At 62.5% G+C, this 18,205-nt stretch carries 14 protein-coding genes; 4 read left to right on the top strand and 10 right to left on the bottom strand.

Annotated elements, in window-relative coordinates; all coding sequences use genetic code 11:
* Nucleotides 1–143: 143 nt before the first annotated feature.
* From EA797_RS18255 to EA797_RS18240, 4 genes are all read right to left on the bottom strand, one after another.
* Nucleotides 144–2,189 carry an ATP-binding protein gene (locus EA797_RS18255; RefSeq protein WP_305127560.1) on the bottom strand — a complete coding sequence of 682 codons (2,046 nt, stop codon included), beginning with the start codon at nt 2,187–2,189 and terminating at the stop codon, nt 144–146.
* A 121-nt stretch (nt 2,190–2,310) separates the two neighbouring features.
* The gene (locus tag EA797_RS18250; protein ID WP_122167815.1) at nt 2,311–2,508 is read right to left on the bottom strand and encodes a DUF2934 domain-containing protein; all 198 of its coding nucleotides are present in this window, start codon (nt 2,506–2,508) and stop codon (nt 2,311–2,313) included.
* Nucleotides 2,509–2,690: 182 nt separating this feature from the next.
* Nucleotides 2,691–4,757, bottom strand: a complete 2,067-nt coding sequence (locus tag EA797_RS18245; protein WP_244214157.1) for a hybrid sensor histidine kinase/response regulator — start codon at nt 4,755–4,757, stop codon at nt 2,691–2,693.
* A gap of 337 nt (nt 4,758–5,094) precedes the next feature.
* Nucleotides 5,095–6,093 carry an NAD(P)H-quinone oxidoreductase gene (locus tag EA797_RS18240; protein ID WP_122167813.1) on the bottom strand — a complete coding sequence of 333 codons (999 nt, stop codon included), beginning with the start codon at nt 6,091–6,093 and terminating at the stop codon, nt 5,095–5,097.
* Nucleotides 6,094–6,537: 444 nt separating this feature from the next.
* Between EA797_RS18240 and EA797_RS18235 the strand changes: the two genes are divergently transcribed.
* A complete protein-coding gene (locus EA797_RS18235; protein ID WP_122167811.1) occupies nt 6,538–8,316 on the top strand; it encodes a sensor domain-containing phosphodiesterase in 1,779 nt (592 codons plus the stop codon).
* A gap of 155 nt (nt 8,317–8,471) precedes the next feature.
* Here EA797_RS18235 and EA797_RS18230 read toward each other — a convergent pair whose 3' ends face one another.
* The 3 genes from EA797_RS18230 to treS form a co-directional block, all read right to left on the bottom strand.
* A complete protein-coding gene (locus EA797_RS18230; protein ID WP_122167809.1) occupies nt 8,472–8,654 on the bottom strand; it encodes a hypothetical protein in 183 nt (60 codons plus the stop codon).
* An 83-nt stretch (nt 8,655–8,737) separates the two neighbouring features.
* Nucleotides 8,738–9,346, bottom strand: coding sequence for an eCIS core domain-containing protein (locus EA797_RS18225; RefSeq protein WP_244214162.1), 609 nt, complete (start codon nt 9,344–9,346; stop codon nt 8,738–8,740).
* Nucleotides 9,347–9,445: 99 nt separating this feature from the next.
* A complete protein-coding gene (treS, locus tag EA797_RS18220; protein WP_122167807.1) occupies nt 9,446–11,515 on the bottom strand; it encodes a maltose alpha-D-glucosyltransferase in 2,070 nt (689 codons plus the stop codon).
* Between the two features lie 745 nt (nt 11,516–12,260).
* On the opposite strand from treS, the gene EA797_RS18215 reads away from it, so the two are divergent.
* Nucleotides 12,261–13,964 carry an alpha/beta hydrolase gene (locus EA797_RS18215; protein ID WP_122167805.1) on the top strand — a complete coding sequence of 568 codons (1,704 nt, stop codon included), beginning with the start codon at nt 12,261–12,263 and terminating at the stop codon, nt 13,962–13,964.
* An 89-nt stretch (nt 13,965–14,053) separates the two neighbouring features.
* Here EA797_RS18215 and pbpG read toward each other — a convergent pair whose 3' ends face one another.
* Complete coding sequence (pbpG, locus tag EA797_RS18210; RefSeq protein ID WP_122168124.1) at nt 14,054–14,998, bottom strand: D-alanyl-D-alanine endopeptidase; 945 nt, start codon at nt 14,996–14,998, stop codon at nt 14,054–14,056.
* Nucleotides 14,999–15,457: 459 nt separating this feature from the next.
* Between pbpG and EA797_RS18205 the strand changes: the two genes are divergently transcribed.
* Both EA797_RS18205 and EA797_RS18200 read left to right on the top strand, forming a co-directional pair.
* On the top strand, nt 15,458–15,769 hold the full coding sequence (locus EA797_RS18205) for a glycine zipper domain-containing protein (protein WP_122167803.1): 312 nt from the start codon (nt 15,458–15,460) through the stop codon (nt 15,767–15,769).
* Between the two features lie 14 nt (nt 15,770–15,783).
* Nucleotides 15,784–16,395 (top strand): NAD(P)-dependent oxidoreductase, encoded by a 612-nt coding sequence (locus tag EA797_RS18200; protein ID WP_122167801.1) that lies wholly within the window; start codon nt 15,784–15,786, stop codon nt 16,393–16,395.
* Between the two features lie 21 nt (nt 16,396–16,416).
* On the opposite strand, the gene aroE is transcribed toward EA797_RS18200, so the two are convergent.
* Together aroE and hemF are read right to left on the bottom strand one after the other, a co-directional pair.
* A complete protein-coding gene (gene aroE / locus EA797_RS18195; protein ID WP_122167799.1) occupies nt 16,417–17,235 on the bottom strand; it encodes a shikimate dehydrogenase in 819 nt (272 codons plus the stop codon).
* A gap of 42 nt (nt 17,236–17,277) precedes the next feature.
* Nucleotides 17,278–18,195: an oxygen-dependent coproporphyrinogen oxidase gene (hemF, locus tag EA797_RS18190; protein WP_122168122.1), complete on the bottom strand. Its 918-nt coding sequence runs from the start codon at nt 18,193–18,195 to the stop codon at nt 17,278–17,280.
* Nucleotides 18,196–18,205 lie beyond the last annotated feature (10 nt).

Genomic DNA, 18,205 nt, shown 5'->3' with positions numbered 1-18,205 from the left:
TTCGCCACGTTACCCACGGCAATAGCGCTGGTAAAGCAGCAAAAGGCTTAATCCACGTTTTTTATAGGGCTACCGGATGTACGGTTTCGCTTGGGCGAAACGCGGGGCAGGGTGGTTGAGCTTTAGCGGGCCGTGCGGCCCGTTCACTCGTCCTGCGGGCCAAGCATTTCGCCGACCTTGGTGGCGAAGGCGTCGATGGCGAACGGCTTGGTAATCACGCCCATGTCCGGGCCGAGGAAGTCGTTGGCGATGAAGCTTTCGGCGTAGCCGGTGGCGAACAGTACCTTTAGGCCGGGGCGTTGCTGGCGGACGATCTCGGCGAGTTGGCGGCCGTTCATGCCGGGCAGGCCGACATCGGAAACCATGAGGTCGATGCGCTGATTGCTCTCGGTGATGGTCAGGGCTTCGGTGGCTTCCCCGGCTTCGAGCGTCTGGTAGCCAAGGTCGTTGAGCACTTCGACTACCAGCGAGCGCACCACTGATTCGTCTTCGACCACGAGGATGGTTTCGCCCATGCCCTGGGGCGCGCGTTCTGGCTCGACCTCCACCGGCGTGGTTTCGCCTTTGTGAACGGGTAGGTACAGGCAGACGCTGGTCCCGGCGCCGGGAACGGATTCAATCTGGATATAGCCTTTGGCCTGCTTGATGTAGCCATAAACCATGGACAGCCCAAGGCCGGTGCCCTGGCCGATGGGTTTGGTGGTGAAAAAGGGTTCGAATGCCCGTTCGATCACTTCGGGCGGCATGCCGGTACCGGTGTCGGTGACGCGCAAGAGTATGTACTCGCCCTCGGTCAGGCCGCGTTTCTTCGGGTCGGGCACGACGCCGTGGTAGTAGCTGCTGGTGGACAGGTGGATCTGCCCGCCGTGAGGCATGGCGTCACGGGCGTTGATGACGAGGTTGATCAAGGCGCTTTCGAGCTGGTTGACGTCCATGCAGGCCGGTTGCAGGCCACCGCTGAGCGAGGTGACGAGCTTGATGTTTTCACCCGTGGTGCGGTGCAGCAGGTCTTCAAGGGATGCCACCAGACGATTGACGTCTACGGGCTTCAGGTCGAGGGCCTGGCGCCGCGAAAAGGCCAGCAGCCGTTGGGTCAGTGCTGCTGCACGCTGGGCAGAGGTGACGGCCGCGCATATATAGCGCTCGACATCGCCCGTATCGCCGCGTCGATGGCGCCGCTGCATGAGGTCGAGGCTGCCGATGATGCCGGTCAGCAGGTTGTTGAAATCGTGGGCGATGCCGCCGGTGAGTTGGCCGACGGCTTCCATCTTCTGTGCCTGGCGCAGCGCTTCTTCGGTCCGGGTGCGCTCGGCGACCTCGGCCGCCACACGGGCTTCGAGGTGTTCGTTGAGCTGGCGCAGGCGAATTTCGCTGACGCGCAAGGCATGCTCGGCGCGCTTGCGCGCGCTGATGTCAGTGCAGGCGCCGGCGACGTAGGAGAGCTTGCCGTCGGCATCGCGAAATGCCTTGGCCTTGCATGCGAGCCATTTGTCAGTACCGGCGCGGGCAATACGAAATTCAACGGTGAAATCTTCGCCATGGGCGTAATGCTCGAAGGCCAGGCGGACCTGTTCGGCATCTTCTGGGTTTACGTGTCGAACGAAGTCGTCGAGGCTGGTGACTTTCTGCCCCAGCGTCAGGCCAAAAATCTGTTCGAGGGCACTGTCGAAGTAGAGGCTGCCGTCACTCAGGGTCCAGTTGAAGGTGCCGGTGCCGGAAGCCAGCAGGGCGGCGCGAAAGCGCTCGTCCGGGTGGTTGAGCGAGCCGGCGTCGCGCTGGAGGACTCCGGCCGTGACGTCTTCGACCTGATGGATGATGTAACGAACTTCACCATTACCGTCGAGCACCGGCACGTTCAAAGGGCTCCAGTAGCGCACCTCGAACCCGCCGCCCTCGGCTTCCGGCCGCCGGATGTCGTACTTGGTAATTGCCATCCGATCAGGCGCACGGGTACGCAGGACGCGCTCCAGCGAAGCGCGCAGCACGCTGGTCCCGAACTCTTCCGGCTCATCAGGATTCTTGCAGAACACCTCGAAAACTGGCCGGCCGATACTTTGCTCCCGACTTGTGTGGGTCGCGCGCAGTTGCGCGTTGCTGGCGGCGAGGATGGTGAAACCCTGATCCGGTGCCAGGATCAAATGCAAGTTGGGCACAGCCTCAAAGATGGCCTGGTAGTCGGGTGTTTGCATAATCGGTACGAAAGGGGACCTGTGATTGGATGGGCACGAACGCCGCTCGAACGCGGGGTAAGCCGGTGGATCCGTTGACCGGGGAGCAGGCACTGTTGGCGCTGCGCCGGTCGAGGCCATTTCAGTCAGCCCGGTCCGACTTCGGCATGGGGATGGAGACGCTGCTCTCCACGCTGCCGGCGGTGGCGTCGCCTTCCTTGTAGAAAGGCTCCATCTCGTCACGCGCTTGCGCCCAATGCTCGCTGTCCTGGCCTTCAGGTCGGCCGTTGGCTTCCCATATTTCGTAAGCCCTGTCGCGAATACGTTGTTCGTCGCTCATGTCGTTGCCCTCATCGTGTGCCGAGGCTTCTGGGGCGCCGCCTCAGCGCGGTTCGATGCAATTCGCACCCTGTATAGAGCAGAGGCAGGGAAGCGCACGATGGTTCCAGCTTCTGGACGGGAGGCCGACGAGTGCCACTAAAACGCTGGAATTCGCCGCCATGTCGGCGGCTTTGGGGCAGATCAGCCGATCAACGCACGGATGCGGTCGGCAATACTGGCTACGGCGAAGGGCTTGGTGAGCACGGACATGCCGGGCTCGAGGCTGATGGGCAGGGCATCTGCGGCATAACCGGTGATGAACAGCACCCGCAGTTCGGGCCGATTGAGGCGCCCGGCATTGGCCAGTTGCATGCCGTTCATGCCACCGGGCAGGCCGACGTCAGAAATCAGCAGGTCGATGCCGACATTGGATTGCAGTATTTGCAGGCCAGCGGCGCCATTCTCGGCCTCAAGGGTGCGATAGCCTAAATCCTGCAGTAGATCGGCGACCAGCAACCGGATGGCGGGCTCATCCTCCACCACCAACACGGTGCCACTGCCTGTGCCGGCGGCGGCGGGCGCCTGTGCGGCGATACTGGTTTCTACCTCAGCGGCACCCTGATAGCGCGGCAGGTACAGGCTGACCGTGGTGCCGGCGCCTAGCGCCGAGGTGATTCGCACCTGCCCACCAGATTGCTGCGCGAAGCCATAGATCATCGAAAGACCGAGGCCGGTGCCTTCGCCGATCGGCTTGGTGGTGAAGAACGGCTCGAAGACCTTGGACAGCACCTCGGGCGACATGCCGGTGCCATTGTCGGTTACGTGCATTACCAGGTATTGCCCTTCGGGAATGTCCTGCTGCCGGGCGACCTCGGCGTCGATCACTCGATTGCTCATCTCGATGACGATACAACCGCTGTCCACCAGCGCATCACGGGCATTGAGGCACAGGTTGAGCAGGGCGTTCTCAAGCTGCGAAGGATCGACCAGCGCGGGCCACAAATCCGGCGCAGGGACGCTATCCACGGTTATGTTCGGGCCCACGGTGCGGCGGATCATGTCGAGCATGTCATTGACCAATGCCGCTGCGTCCGTGGGCTTCGGCGCCAGCGTCTGACGGCGGGAAAAAGCCAGCAGCCGGTGAGTCAGGGCGGCGGCACGCTTGGTAGCGCCATGGGCAACGGTCAGGTACTTGGAAATATCGTCCAGTCGGCCTTGGGAGATACGGTGATCGATCATTTCCAGGCTGACGGAGATGCCCGCGAGCAGGTTATTGAAGTCGTGGGCCAGGCCACCGGTAAGCTGGCCGACCGCTTCCATCTTCTGCGCCTGACGCAGCTGTTCATGGGTCGACTCGAGTTGGGCCTGGCGCGCGATGTCCTTCGTGATGTCGCGGCCGGTGGCATAAGTCATATCCCCGGCTGGTGCGGCTACCCAGGAAATCGAGTGCAGCAATCCGTTCTTGTGACGGTAGCGATTGACGATACGCACAGGGTTGCCGACGGCGGTGGAAAGGTAGGCATTGACCGTATCCTGGTGGTCCTCTTGGGCGATGAACTCGTTGACGTGATGGCCTATCAACTCGTCAGGCTCATACCCGAGCAGCGTCGTCCAGGCCGGGTTGACCCGCTGGATTACGCCGTTGAAGTCGATCACGATCATCAGGTCGAGGGAGGTGTCCCACATCAGGTTGCGCTGTTCCGTGCGGATGACGACCTCATGTGCAAGGTGCTTGTTCATCTCACGCAACTGCTGCTTGGCCGCCTCGCGTTGGCGCTCGGCAATGACCTGGCCGGTGATTTCGATGCCCTGGTTGAGCAAGCCGACGATGCTGCCGTCCTCGCCGTAGATTGGCGTGGCGCTGATGTTCCAATAGGTGATTTCCGGTTGACCGTTACGCACCATGGGCAGCTCGACCCGGTCCTGAGCGAAGCCTTCGCCGGTGCGCATCGCATGATGGAAAGGCGCCGCGACCATGTCCCAGGCCTCACCCCAGACTTCCGCCACCGGGCGGCCCAGCGCAGCCGGATGACGGTCGGCCAAGGACGGAACATAGGCATCGTTATAGAGCATCCGAAGTTCCGGGCCCCAGAGCAGCGTACCCAGCAATGGCGAGTTCAGGCAGGCGCCGACCATCGAGCGCAGGGATTGCGGCCAGCCATCTACGGGACCGAAGGGCGTGGCCGCCCAATCCTGTGCCCGCATCAGCGCGCCCATTTCACCTCCGCCTAGAAGAAAGGCGGGCTGGTTGATGCTCGAATCGGACATGGTCAGGTGATCTGTATTGAAGCCAGCGTTGCGGCAGCATGGGAATGTGGAACGCGCCTATCCAGGCACTTTCGCGCGCTCATCTCAGTGTACGACCGCTGTGCGGTTGGAAAGCGAGGCAGCTCAAGGGTTCATGCCATGGAAGCATAATGCAACTACGGCGCTTCACCCCAGTCAGAACTCGGCGCCCTTGACCAGCGGTTGATCCTGTCCGTCCGGGCTGTACGAGCGGTTTGATCCCGGTGCCGAGGGCAGGGCGGTAACATTCACCGCCGTGACTGGCGCGTTAACGCCAGCCAGCCCCGGCAGAGTAATGCTCCAGGGCTGGCTGCCCTGATCAGGGGGCGACTTCGAGCATGATCTTGCCGATGTGCTTGCTGCTTTCCATCAGCCGGTGCGCATCCGCAGCCTCAGCCAGCGGAAAGGTAGCGTGGATCACCGGGTGACACAGGCCTTGTTCCAGCAGCGGCCAGACCTTCGCCTTCAACGCATCGGCGATACCTGCCTTGTCCTCGCGGCTGCGGGGGCGCAGGGTCGAGCCGGTAAAGGTGAGGCGTTTACGCATGATCGCCGAGGTATCCAGTTCGACCTTGCTGCCTTTCAGGAAGGCGATCTGTACCACCCGCCCTTCGATGGCGAGGGACTTCAGATTGCGCGCGATGTAGTCGCCGCCCACCATGTCGAGGATGACGTCCACGCCATTGCCGTCGGTGGCTTGTTTGATCACTTCGACGAAATCCTCTTCGTGATAGTTGATCACCCGATCCGCCCCGGCACGCTGGCAGGCCTCGGCTTTCTCACCATTGCCAACGGTGGTGAAGACCTTCGCACCGAACTGTTTGGCGAGCTGGATCGCCGTCAGCCCGATACCGCTGGAGCCGCCGTGGACGAGGAAGGATTCGCCGGGCTGCAAACGGCCACGATCAAAGACGTTGCTCCAGACGGTGAAGTAGGTTTCGGGCAGGGCAGCCGCCTCGAGCAGGGAGAACCCGGTTGGTACCGGCAAGCAATGTTCAGCCGGCGCAACGCAATATTCGGCGTAGCCGCCGCCAGGAGTCAGGGCGCAGACCTTGTCGCCAACTTTCCAACCGCTGACTTCGGCCCCCAGGGCAACGATCTCTCCGGCGATTTCCAGACCAAGCAATGGCGAGGCGTCCGGTGGCGGCGGGTAGCTGCCCGAGCGCTGGAATACGTCCGGCCGATTGATCCCGGCGTAGGCGACGCGAACCAGCACGTCGCGCGGGCCCGGCTCAGGCACCGGACCTTCGGCCAGCCGCAGACAGTCGGCTTCGCCACCAGGACGGTGATCGACATGGCGCATGGTTTCCACAGTCATGAATTACTCCTTTGCAATGCCAGATTGGCGCGTTTCGTTCAGGGGTCGTTGCCACACGGTAGTGCTCGGCGGTCGCGATGCCAACCCGCGCGCCGGCTCGGCGCTATCGGATCAGGGCTGACCCTTGGGTTCCAGCCATTAGGCTGGGGTGCCGGCACGATTGTTCAATCGCCGCATACTGCGACTGCCATTCGGCAATCTGGACAAGGCGGTAATTGACCCAGCCAGACGGTTGGTCGGAAATTCAGTGCCTGGAGTGGCTGGATCGCCTGTTGGACATCTTTGCGCCACATGATCCTTTGTTGAGCCGCCCATCAAGGAACAAGCGGGCCGGCCGATACGTGAAATGACGCAATCAGTGCGTCTTGATTCGAATCCATTGCATTTGCCGCGCCCGTCACTTGTCCGGATGGCCGGCCAACTCGTTTCCAGGCAGTAGATCCTATGGCTGGTGCCCCCACCCCGATAAATGAAGCGCAGCGTCAGTTGCAGGTGACACAGCTGTGTCGACTGGACTCGACGCCTGACGACGTGTTCGAGCAGATCGTCGCCATGACGGCCGAGTATTTCAACGCGCCGATCGCGCTGATCTCGATCGTCGACGAGCAGCGGCAATGGTTCAGCGCCAGGGTGGGGCTCACTGCGCAGGAGACACCGCGCCGGGACTCGTTCTGCGCCTACGCGATCCTCGCTAACGAGCCGTTTCAGGTACTCGATGCGACGCAGGACCCCCGCTTCAGCGACAACCCGTTGGTGACAGGCCAGCCGGGCATTCGATTCTATGCAGGTGTACCCCTGGTTACCCCGGAGGGGCTGGGCCTGGGCAGCCTTTGCGTGATCGACACCAAACCACGCGGCGCCTTGAGTTCACATGAACTGTCGATGCTGGGGCATCTGGCGAAGTTGACGATGGCTCGCATCCTGTCGTTGCGCCGGGCCAATTTCATCGACCAACCCACCGGGCTGTTCAATCGAGCACGGCTGGAGGGCGACGTGGCTCAGGCCACGGCCGACGACGAGCAGCGCATGGTGCTGGTGGTGGCAGACGTGATCGCCCCGACGCGCCTGAACGACATCGTCCGGGTATTGGGCTACGAATTCTCTCAAGCCTTGATGCATAGCATGAAAGAGCGGCTGCAGGCGCAACTTCCCGAAGGCAGCTGCCTGTATCGCATCAGCCCAACGCGATTTGCCTTTCTCACTGCCGAAGGGCCGGACGGAGCTCCGACGTCCTTGTATGACCAGATCATCGCCGCGTTCGAGCCGTCCATTCAGTGCAACGGCATCCCCGTCAAAACCCGGATTGGTGTGGGGGTGCTGCCGCTACAGACAGGCGTACTCGAGCAGGATTGGCTGCGGCTGGCGATCAGCTCGGCCGATGACGCACGCGAATGCGGCACTGGTTGGTCGGCCTACGAGCCGCAGCTGGATGCCGCTCAGCAACGCTCGTTTACATTGCTCAGCGGGCTCTCTCAAGCCCTGCATGCGGGTGGCCAGCTGAGGCTTGTCTATCAGCCGCGCATCAGCCTGGCGAGCGGCTGTTGCACCTCGGTCGAAGCGCTGTTGCGCTGGACGCATCCGACCCTCGGCCCGGTCGGGCCTGCAGAATTCATCCCGCTGGCGGAAAAGACCGCACTGATCCGCGAGCTGAGCTTCTGGGTGGCCGAACGGGCGATCGAACAGTCGGCAGCGTGGCAGCGGCATGGAGCGACGTTCAAGGTTGCGATAAATGTATCGGCATCCGATCTCGATGGCCCCGCGTTTGCCGATCACGTCACGGCGGTGCTGGCCCGTTACCAACTGGACCCGCGAAATCTGGAAGTGGAATTCACCGAAAGCGCGCTGATGGTGAACCCTGAGGAAGTAAGTCGACAGCTGCAGAGGTTTCGCTCATTGGGCATGGAGGTGGCGATCGATGACTTCGGGACGGGCTACAGCAACTGGACCTATTTGCGCGACCTGCCAGCCACGACGGTCAAACTGGACCAGTCCTTCATCCGCAACCTGAGCGACGATGAAAAGGATCGACGCCTGGTGCGGACCATCATCGACCTGGCGAAGCGCCTCGAACTACGAGTTGTGGCCGAGGGCATCGAAACCCAAGCGGTGTGCGATCTCGTGGCCGAGTGGGGTTGTGATGACGGGCAGGGCTATCACATCGCCCGCCCGATGGAAGCCGACGCGCTGCTCGGCTGGGTCGGCGATAACGCACAAGCGAGCTGACGGGAGCGAACCGGGACCGGCGCCCCGCCGGTCGCGGCTTCATTCAGGCCACGCTTCGGGTTAGTCATATTCGAATGACCCGGCGGACGAATGGACTATGCCGTAGCTGTGATCAAGGCTGGGCCAGCCGTATCCGGCATGTTTCGCTGAACGGCTCAGCTATTTGAAGGCAGGTCTTCGTCGCTTGCACGCACCGCCACCTGTGCGGCCTCGACATCGTCGAACAGGTATTGCTCGTTGCCCTGCTGATCGATCACGCGAAAGACGACTTCGACGTCAGGTCCACGCATATCGGGCGGGATGTCGTTGCCTTGAAGCTTGGTCACGGTGACTGACATGGCGCACTCCTAATGGACGATAAGGTTGTGACCGGGCCGGGCTGGAACCGATCCATCCCGGCGGCGCAATCGGCTGAGCGGCGCTACGGCCGGCTCTGGTCGGCGTCGCGCATGGCCGCTTCCCGCTCGATCTGCAGTTCCATGGCATAGCCGGGCTGTTCGACGCTGCGGAAATCGCGGGTGTAGCGACGGGCAAATTCGCCCACACCCCATTCCAGATACTGCTCCACGTGCTTGAGCTCGTGCGCCCAGAGGGCCACGTTATCCAGCGCATCGGCCTCGTTGCGGAAGACGATGATGTCGATCAGCGTCACCGCGACGATGTCGGGGTTGCGAAGAAGGGTGTTGGCCGCCGTCAGCACGCTGGTGTCGCCGACCCGGTATCGGGCCGTTTCCAGTACCGCCAGGTCGTAATAAGGCTCCAGCTGCGAGCGAATGTGCAAGGGGATGGGGTGGCTTTCCTGGAGCGCCAGCTGATCGCGTGATTGCCGAATCCAGGTTTCAAGTCCGGCGGCCGCCAGCCAATGCACCCTTTCGGATAGCGCTTCGTAGTTCTGGGGGGAAACCGGCACGCACACGCAGCTGCCGAGACAGATCGGTTGCTGACCGCTGGGGCAGGCGGTTTGGGCATGAGACGGAATAGCCAACGCGGCTAGCACGGCAGCCAGAGCTGCCTGCAGATAGCGGAACAATGTCACGAGAAGGGCTCGCCAAGGTCAGCGGCACGCCGGCATGGCGACCGGCGCGCACTATAGCTGCGCCGGCCTGCCAGGCGAAGAGCCGCGATCGGATCAGAGCACCGGCGCTGCCGCACTCACGACACGCAACGCCAGACCTTCGTAAGGGTCGAGGTTGAAGGTCATCTCGCCATTCTCGGTGAGGTCGCCTTCGATGCTTTCATGAATGATGTCCACCACCGGGCCAGGCGCCACGCCGGGGAGGGTGACCGTCTCGCTGATGGTCTCGGCGCTGAAGTTCAGTGCGGTGATTTGCACGCCTTTACCCGCGGGCAGTTCGTGAACCATCACCAGCAGGCCGGGCGCCTGTACATCGGGAATCAGGATCTGCTTGCTTGCCGCGATGTCGTAGGCACGCCGCACGCTGAGGATGCGCTTGAGCTGGCAGGCGAACGAACCGGTGTTCTTCAGCTGCTCGACCAGGCTGCCGTACAGCGAACGCGCCTTGGGCAGGCCTTCGCTTGAGGTTTCCATTTCCGGCGCGATATCGGCCAGGTCGTAGCCGCCGCGGTGCAGCCAGCGGGTATCGCCTTCGGCCATCAGATGTTCGACCTGCTCGGCTTCCAGCGGCAATGCGCCGACAAGATCCCAGCCGGAGAGGGCGAACACGCCAGGCTGCATGGCATTGAACATCACCAGCAGGATATGCAGGCGCTGAATCTGTTGAATATCCGCTGCGGTGATGGTGTTGAGGTCACGTATGCCCAGTGCCGCGGTGATGACGCTAACGGTGGTGCAGGACACGCCGTTGGTGACGAACTTGAGGTTATAGGGCGCATGTTCGCCGGTCAGCCGTTCGTACATTTCCTCGCGGATGTGCTCGCGCAGCACGCCGCCGGATAGGGTCTGCCCGTGGTAGTGATAATGGTCGTACGCGTGCAGCGTCCAGAAATGCACCAGCTCCAGGGTCAGCTCGTCGTGGTTCTGCATCGCGTGGATCAGCGAAGCGGGGTCGATGCCGAACGCGTGGACCTCACGCAGCATCAGCCGCAGGAACTCGGTATCGCCGGTGACCAGGGCGTGGTGATACGCCGGGCGGGTGATGAAGTCATAAGAGAGATCGGCCCCGCCGTGGGACATCGAAGCGATGTCGTCGATGGTCAGGTTCAGCTCCTGGAAGCTGAAGCCGCCGGCCTTGCGAATGGCGCCCGCGATCAGCTGGTTGCCGGTCACCGAAAGCGGATGGCTCTCCGACCAGGCGGTGCCTTCCGCGCGGCGCTCGACACCGAGGAAGCCGTTGGCGTCCAGGCGCAGCACCCGCGCGCCCGATACGTCGATGGCGTGCAGCGCATCGCCGATGATCAGCTGCTGGGCGGCAAACGTCGGGTCGAGCCAGTTGAGCGACGGCTGGCCTTCCTTGAAGTAGTGCAGATAGACCCAGCGCCGCCGCTTGCCGTCGACCCCGGTCACCACGCCGGTCACGCTCCAGTCGGTGTCCTTGATGCCGGGTTCGAAGAAGATCACCCGCTGCAACTGACCGACGATGTAGTGCTTTTCCTTGAGCTGATCGACCACCGGCGGCGGCAGGTTGATCGCGTCGCGTCCCTTGGGCACTTCGGGCAGCAGCGGCCAGTCTTCCTCGTTGATCTCGACCATATGGTAGAGACCGGGGTAATCGCCGTAGGCCATCTCGGCGAGGCGGAAATCCGCGCCCTTGCCGGTGTGCGCCGGCACGATGTCATCGATGACGATGGCGTTGTGCGCAGCGGCCATACGGCTGAGCTGCTGCATTTCCGCCTCGGTGCCGAGGTTGGGGTCGATTTCGAAACTGATGCGGTCGAAGTTGCCGTCGATGGTCGGCGTGTAGTCACGCCCGCGCAGCCCACCGGAGCGCTTCATCGGCCCGTTGTGGATGCCTTGCACGCCAAGCTCGGACAAGGCGCTCCAGAGACGATCATCCCCCAGCGCTTGCAGCACCGAACCACCTTCTTGCGTGATGATCGCCGCAGGGTAGGCAGTGAACCATACCGAGGAGATCGCGCTGGCATCGCGCGGTCGCGCCTGCGCGTAGGGCCGCTGCCAGAGGCGAGCCTGGCCTGCATAGAGTCGGGCCCGGTCGCGGGCGGCTTTTAGCATGGACTGGCTTTCCAGCCACTCGATATAGGTGTTGTCTGGTGTGCTCATAACGATGTCTGGTTCCCGGTGCGCTGAGGGGAAATGTAGACGTTTGAGTAGAGCGGGTCGGCATCGTTGCATTGAAATCGCATGGATCACCACTTCAGCGAAAGCTGGATGGCTGCACCCCGCTCAACGCCAAGCCACGCACCACGCTTTCGTAGGAGCCAGCTCGCTGGCGATCCGCGCCTGCGCGTTGTTCCAAAAAGATCGCCAGCAAGCTGGCTCCTACAGACGGCGCCGGACTGATTCAAGATCATGGACATGGTTGCTCTTTTCCGGTTACCCCTTCAGCGACGGCAGCACGTCTACCCAGCTCAACGTCAAACCGCGGGCCACGCTTTCGTAGGAGCCAGCTCGCTGACGATCCGCGCCTGCGCGGTGTTCCAAAAAGATCGCCAGCAAGCTGGCTCCTACAGACGGCGCCGGAGTGATTCTAGATCCTGGACATCGTTGCTCTTTTACGGTCACCCCTTCAGCGACGGCAGCACGTCTACCCAGCTCAACGTCAAACCGCGGGCCACGCTTTCGTAGGAGCCAGCTTGCTGGCGATCAGCGCCTGCGCGGTGTCCCAAAAAGATCGCCAGCAAGCTGGCTCCTACAGACGGCGCGGGGCGGTACTGGCTGATGGATATCGTTGGCCACTAACAAGGCGGGAGTCGATTGAGAAGGGAACCGCAACGGCCCGGACGCCTCGAAAAGACCAAGCGGCAGCCGCCGTCATTTCACTCATTGTCGAAGCTTGGGAGTTCAGATGAGGCTTCGCGCATCGTTATCCGCCTGGCGCACGTTGTCCGGTTTTGGCCTGTTACTGGGCACGCTGTTTTTCTGTGCCGCGCTGCTGCCCTCGCTGTTGCCGCGCTCGACCCTGAGCCAAGGTGTGCTCGCCGGTGCGGCCTTGGCCGCAGGCTATGGCGTTGGCGTGTTTTTCCGTTGGCTGTGGCGCTACCTGGGGTTGTCGGAGCCACCAGAGCGCCTGCGCAGCCCCGTAAACGTCGTCATCGCCATCATCTGCGCAGCTCTTGCGGGGTACTTCCTCAGCCAGGTGACGGGTTGGCAGAACTCGGTCCGCCTGCTGATGGGCATGGCACCGGTCACCAGCGGTCATCTGCTGGAAGTGGTGCTGACCGCGCTGACGACCTTTCTGGTTCTGCTGATCCTGGCCCGTATCTACAGTCTGTTGTCGGGCTACATCTCGCGCCACGCGGATCGCTTCCTGCCGCGTCGCGTGGCCAACGTTCTGGGTGTGCTGCTGGCTTTGGCGCTGTTCTGGTCATTGGTGAGCGATGTGCTGGTGACCCAGGCGCTGCGTGCGTTGGACGCCTCCTTTGCGCAGTACGATGCGCTGATCGAGCCGGAATCTGCGCAACCCGAGTCGCCGCTCAGAAGTGGCAGCAGCGAGTCGCTGCTGCGCTGGGACGAACTGGGCCGCACCGGCCGCGAGTACATTGCATCTGGCCCGACAGCCGAAGAAATCGCTGCGGTGACCGGGCGTGCGGCGCAAGAGCCGATCCGTGTCTATGTCGGCTTGCGTGCCGCTGAGGCCCCTGCCGAACGTGCCCGGCTCGCCCTGCGCGAGCTGGTGCGCACCGGCGCATTCGATCGCTCGGTGTTGGTGCTCGTCACTCCGACCGGCACTGGCTGGATCGACCCCGCCGCCATGAATACGGTCGAGTACCTGCATGACGGCGATATCGCCAGCGCTGCTCTGCAATATTCCTATCTGAACAGCCCGCTCTCACTGTTGGTAGAGGCCGAGTACGGCGCCGATGTGGCACGCGCGTTGTTTGCCGAGGTGTACCGATACTGGAGCGCGCTCCCTGGCGATCAGCGGCCACGGCTATACCTTCACGGCCTGAGCCTCGGGGCGCTGCACTCGCAACGTTCATGGGAGCTGCATGAGCTGCTCGGCGACCCTTTCCAGGGTGCGCTATGGAGTGGCCCGCCGTTCAAGAGCGAGCTGTGGCGACGGATCACCAATGACCGCGACCCGGACAGCCCGCAATGGCGACCGCAGTTCCGCGACGGCCGCTTCGTGCGCTTCATGAATCAGCACGGAACACCTGAGCCGCCTGATGCCCCTTGGGGGCCGATGCGGCTGCTCTATCTGCAATACGCCAGTGACCCCATCACCTTCTTCGACTACCGCTACGCCTGGCGCCGTCCGGACTGGCTGAGCGCACCGCGCGGCCCGGATGTCGCGCCCAGCCTGCGCTGGTTTCCGCTGGTCACGATGCTGCAGCTGGCGGTGGACATGGCCGTGACGACACCCACGCCACCAGGTTTCGGGCACGTTTATGCACCAAGCGACTACATAGATGCCTGGATGACAGTGACCGAGCCGGAAGGCTGGGGGGAGGAGGGCTTGATTCGCCTGAAAGCCCACCTCACGCAAGAATTGAACGCGGCCGCGGAGCAGGACAGCAGCGAAGCGGCCTACGACAACCGCGGCGGCTGATGTCGCCGTCGAGCCGGTCAGCCGTTACCGCGTGGCAGCGATCTTCGTCCGGCTACAATAGCCAGGCGTTGCGTTACGGCCTTGCCCTATCAACGCGTACCCAATACCGCAGCAGCCGCGTCGCCCGGTTGGCCAGCCAACTGGCGCTCGGCCATTTTCTGCTGCTTGTAGGCCAGCGCAGCCGGTGCCACCGGGGTCACCTTTCCGGTCTCCATCCACTTCTTGAGCCGGTTGGCGTCAGCCATGTGGGTGTACTTGCCGAACGCGTCGAGAACCACGAAGGCCACCGGCCGCTTGTTCATCACTGTGCGCATCACCAGACAGTGCCCGGCGGCGTTGGTGAAGCCGGTTTTGGTCAGCTGAATGCTCCAGTCGGGCTTGCGCACCAGCGCGTTGGTGTTACGAAAGCCGAGTGTGTAGTTGGGCTTCTGAAAGGCGACCGTTTTCTCGGAGGTAGTGCTGAACTGCTCGATCAGCGAGTAGCCCTGGCTGGCCTTGAGCAGCTTGACCAGATCATTCGCGCTGGACACGTTCAGTTCGGACAGGCCGGTGGGTTCGACATAGCGCGTGTGGGTCATGCCCAGCGCCGCGGCCTTGTCGTTCATCGCCTTGATGAAGGCGCCGTAGCCGCCCGGATAATGGTGTGCCAGGCTCGCAGCGGCGCGATTCTCGGACGACATCAGCGTCAATAGGAGCATTTCCCGGCGACTGATCTCGCTGCCGATCCGCACTCGGGAGAACACGCCCTGCATTTCGCGCGCATCGCGGATGGTCACGGGCAGGCGTTGATCCAGGGGAAGATTGGCATCCAGCGTGACCATGGCGGTCATCAACTTGGTTACCGAAGCGATAGGCACGACGAAGTCAGGGTTACTGGAATAAAGCACTTCGTTGGTTTTAAGGTCGATGACCAACGCGCTGCCGGAGGCGAGTTCCTGCTGCATGGCAGTTTGTGATGCAGCGGTGACGGAGGGGGACAACATGACACCGCCGCACGCGAGCAGCAGGCCGAGGATGGTTTGACGTACTTTCAAGATAGACACCGATGAATTGGCAATTGAATACGAAGCGCCGATCAACAACAGACGCAGCGCGCATTATAGGTAAACCCCGTTCACAAATAAGGGGGTTGCAGCTTTAAATTTCGGCGCGTTCAACGCCATTCCCGCCCTGTTCACGACACGCCGCTTCGCTTGTTCGGTTCAGCTACGGCGAGTGGTGCAACAACCGGGGCGACAATTCAGCGCACCGGCCGCGGTGCAATCGAAGTGTAGAAGAAGATCCAGCGCACCGCGCCCGCAGCCCCGGTGAGCCCAAGCATGCGAATGGGGGCGCTTAGCTCTTATCGGCGTCAGAGCGCTTGCCAGGAATCGGGCTGACCGACGGGAACCACCAAGCGCAGAGCGGGTCCGCTACCTATCAGGGCCGCTAATGTCGCTGCACCTTCAGACGACGATGGGGTCCAACCTGCACACTCACTGGGGAGAAAGACTATGTCCCGCTTCAGCCGCAAGCCCACCACCCGCGACGAAATCGAAAGCGAAATCCACAACCTGATGGCTGCTCTCGACGAGCTGAAGGACGACGCGACCCGCAGCTCGAAGCATCGCTTCGATTCGCTGCGTTCCCGCGCGGAGTCGCTGTGGAATGACACAGATTTCGACTCGCACCGCCGTGATCTGTCCAAGCGCAGCCGCGAAGCCAGCCGCATGGCCAAGGATTGCGCCCGTGAACATCCGCTGAGCACTGTGGCTCTGGCCGCCGGCGCTGTAGCGCTGATCGGCTATCTGGTTACACGCCGCTAAGAGCCGCTGCGCTCATGCTCAACGCAGAGACTCCCCGGCTCAAGTTTGCGCTCTATGGAGCGCATTCGAGTCTGGGCAACGCCTTGTTGTGTGAGTTGCTGACTCGTCAGCATGAGGTCGTCGCGCTCGTCGACGACCTCAACTCCATGACCGTGCGTCCGGGCCTCAGGGCCAAACCCGGCGACCTGTTCGACGGCATCAGTGTGTCGCAGAGCGTCGCTGGAATGGACGCGGTTATCTGCCTGTTCGACAGCCCGTCGGTTCCTACCGCATCGGGTCGTGCCGAATCCGGGCAACATCAGGGCTTCTATCAGGCGGTAGATGCTTTGCTCACCGGGCTTCCAAAAGTCGGTGTCGAGCGGCTTCTGCTGACGGCTGACTTGAGCGCCCACAGCGAAGAGCCGGACGTTGCCGCTGCCCTTCAGCGACTGGCCGAACATCCGCTCAAGTGGACGCTGGTGGACGCCCTAACCGAGGGTGAAGACCTGTCGATCGAGGACTTCAGCAATCTTGAAGGGCTAGCTGCCGAGGATCGTCGCGTACAGCTACGGCGCATCGCTGCTGGCATGGTTGATGAGCTGGAGAGCCCGCAGCACCTGCATCAGCAGATTCACTTCCGCTTCTGATCCAGGTTCTCTAGTGCTGAATCAGCCCGTCAGCTGACTGCGCAGTTGCGCCAATACGCCTGCCGACTCCGGTCGCACCCCTCGCCACAATTCGAATGCCGCCGCGGCCTGCTCGACCAACATGCCCAGGCCATCGCGCGCCAGCGCGCCAAGACCCTCAGCCCAGGCGCAGAATGGCGTCCGTTCGGCCCCGTACATCATGTCGTAGCAGAAGGTTTCACCGGCGCGAACCAGGCTTTCGTTCAGCGGTGGCAGCGCTCCACCAAGGCTGGCCGAAGTGCCGTTGATGATCACATCGAACGAGCCGGTCAGTTGGTCGAAGGCAGCGGCGCGTAGCGGCCCCAGCTCAGCGAATTCGCTTGCCAGCTGCTGCGCCTTGCTCAAGGTTCTGTTGGCTATCACCAGCTCTGCCGGCCTTTGCACCAGCAGCGGTTCCAGCACGCCACGCACAGCGCCACCCGCGCCAAGCAGCAGGATGCGCTTTCCCTGCAATGCCACGCCGGCGTTATCCAGCAGGTCTCGAACCAGGCCGATGCCATCTGTGTTGTCGCCCAGAAGCGTGCCGTCATCGAGCTTTTTCAGGGTATTGACCGCGCCAGCTCGCTGCGCTCGTTCGCTCAACTGGTCGGCCAGGCGAAAGGCTTGCTCCTTGAATGGCACGGTGACGTTGGCACCCAGCCCGTGCGAGAAGAACTCCCGAGCAAAACCTGGGAAGTCATCCTGCGGCGCCAGGAGCGGCTCGTAGCTGAGGCTCTGGCCGGTCTGCTCGGCGAACAGGCGATGGATCTGTGGCGATTTGCTGTGGCCGATGGGGTTACCGAAGACGCCGTAGCGGTCCATGAAAGCTCCTGAATACAGTGCGATTACAGCAAAAAGGGCGGGTCAGTGCTGCTCGCCGAGCCAGTCGCGATCCTGCAGGAAGTAATCAGTCAGTCGCGCTTCAGGGGTGCCGGGCTCGGGGTGCTTGTCATAGCCCCAACGCACCAGCGGCGGCAGCGACATGAGGATCGATTCGGTGCGCCCACCTGACTGCAGGCCAAACAGGGTGCCGCGGTCATAGACCAGGTTGTATTCCACGTAGCGCCCGCGGCGCAGCTCCTGAAATTCGCGCTCGCGCTCGCCGAACGCCAACGCCTTGCGACGCTGAACGATAGGCAGGTAGGCATTGAGGTAAGCATCACCGACGGCGCGCATGAAGGCGAAGCTGGTGTCGAAGTCCCAGTCGTTCAGATCGTCGAAGAACAATCCGCCAACGCCGCGCGGCTCATTGCGGTGCTTGATGTGGAAGTAGCGGTCGCACCACTCCTTGTAGCGCGGATAGACATCGGCCCCGAAGGGCGCGCAGGCGTCACGGGCGACCCGATGCCAATGAAGGCAGTCTTCCTCGTTGCCGTAATAGGGCGTCAGGTCGAAACCGCCACCGAACCACCAGACCGGCTCCTCGCCTTCCTTTTCGGCGATGAAAAAGCGCACGTTGGCATGAGACGTCGGCACATAGGGATTTTCCGGGTGGATCACCAAGGACACACCCAACGCCTCGAAGCCGCGGCCTGCCAGCTCGGGGCGATGAGCACTGGCCGATGGCGGCAAACCCGTGCCGTGGACGTGGGAGAAGTTCACGCCGCCTTTTTCGATCAGTGCGCCGTTCTCGATCACCCGGGTCCGACCACCGCCGCCTGCGGGGCGGGTCCAGGCATCCTCGACGAAGCGCGCACCACCGTCTTCGGCTTCAAGGGCAACGCAGATACGGTCCTGCAGATCCAGCAGGTAGGCTTTGACGGCTTCGGTACGCTCGTTCACGAATTCACCT

The organism is Stutzerimonas zhaodongensis (assembly GCF_003696365.1).
GTDB classification, from domain to species: domain Bacteria; phylum Pseudomonadota; class Gammaproteobacteria; order Pseudomonadales; family Pseudomonadaceae; genus Stutzerimonas; species Stutzerimonas zhaodongensis.
The sequence above is the reverse complement of the archived record's forward strand: the minus strand, read 5'-3'. Positions and strand labels throughout refer to the sequence as shown.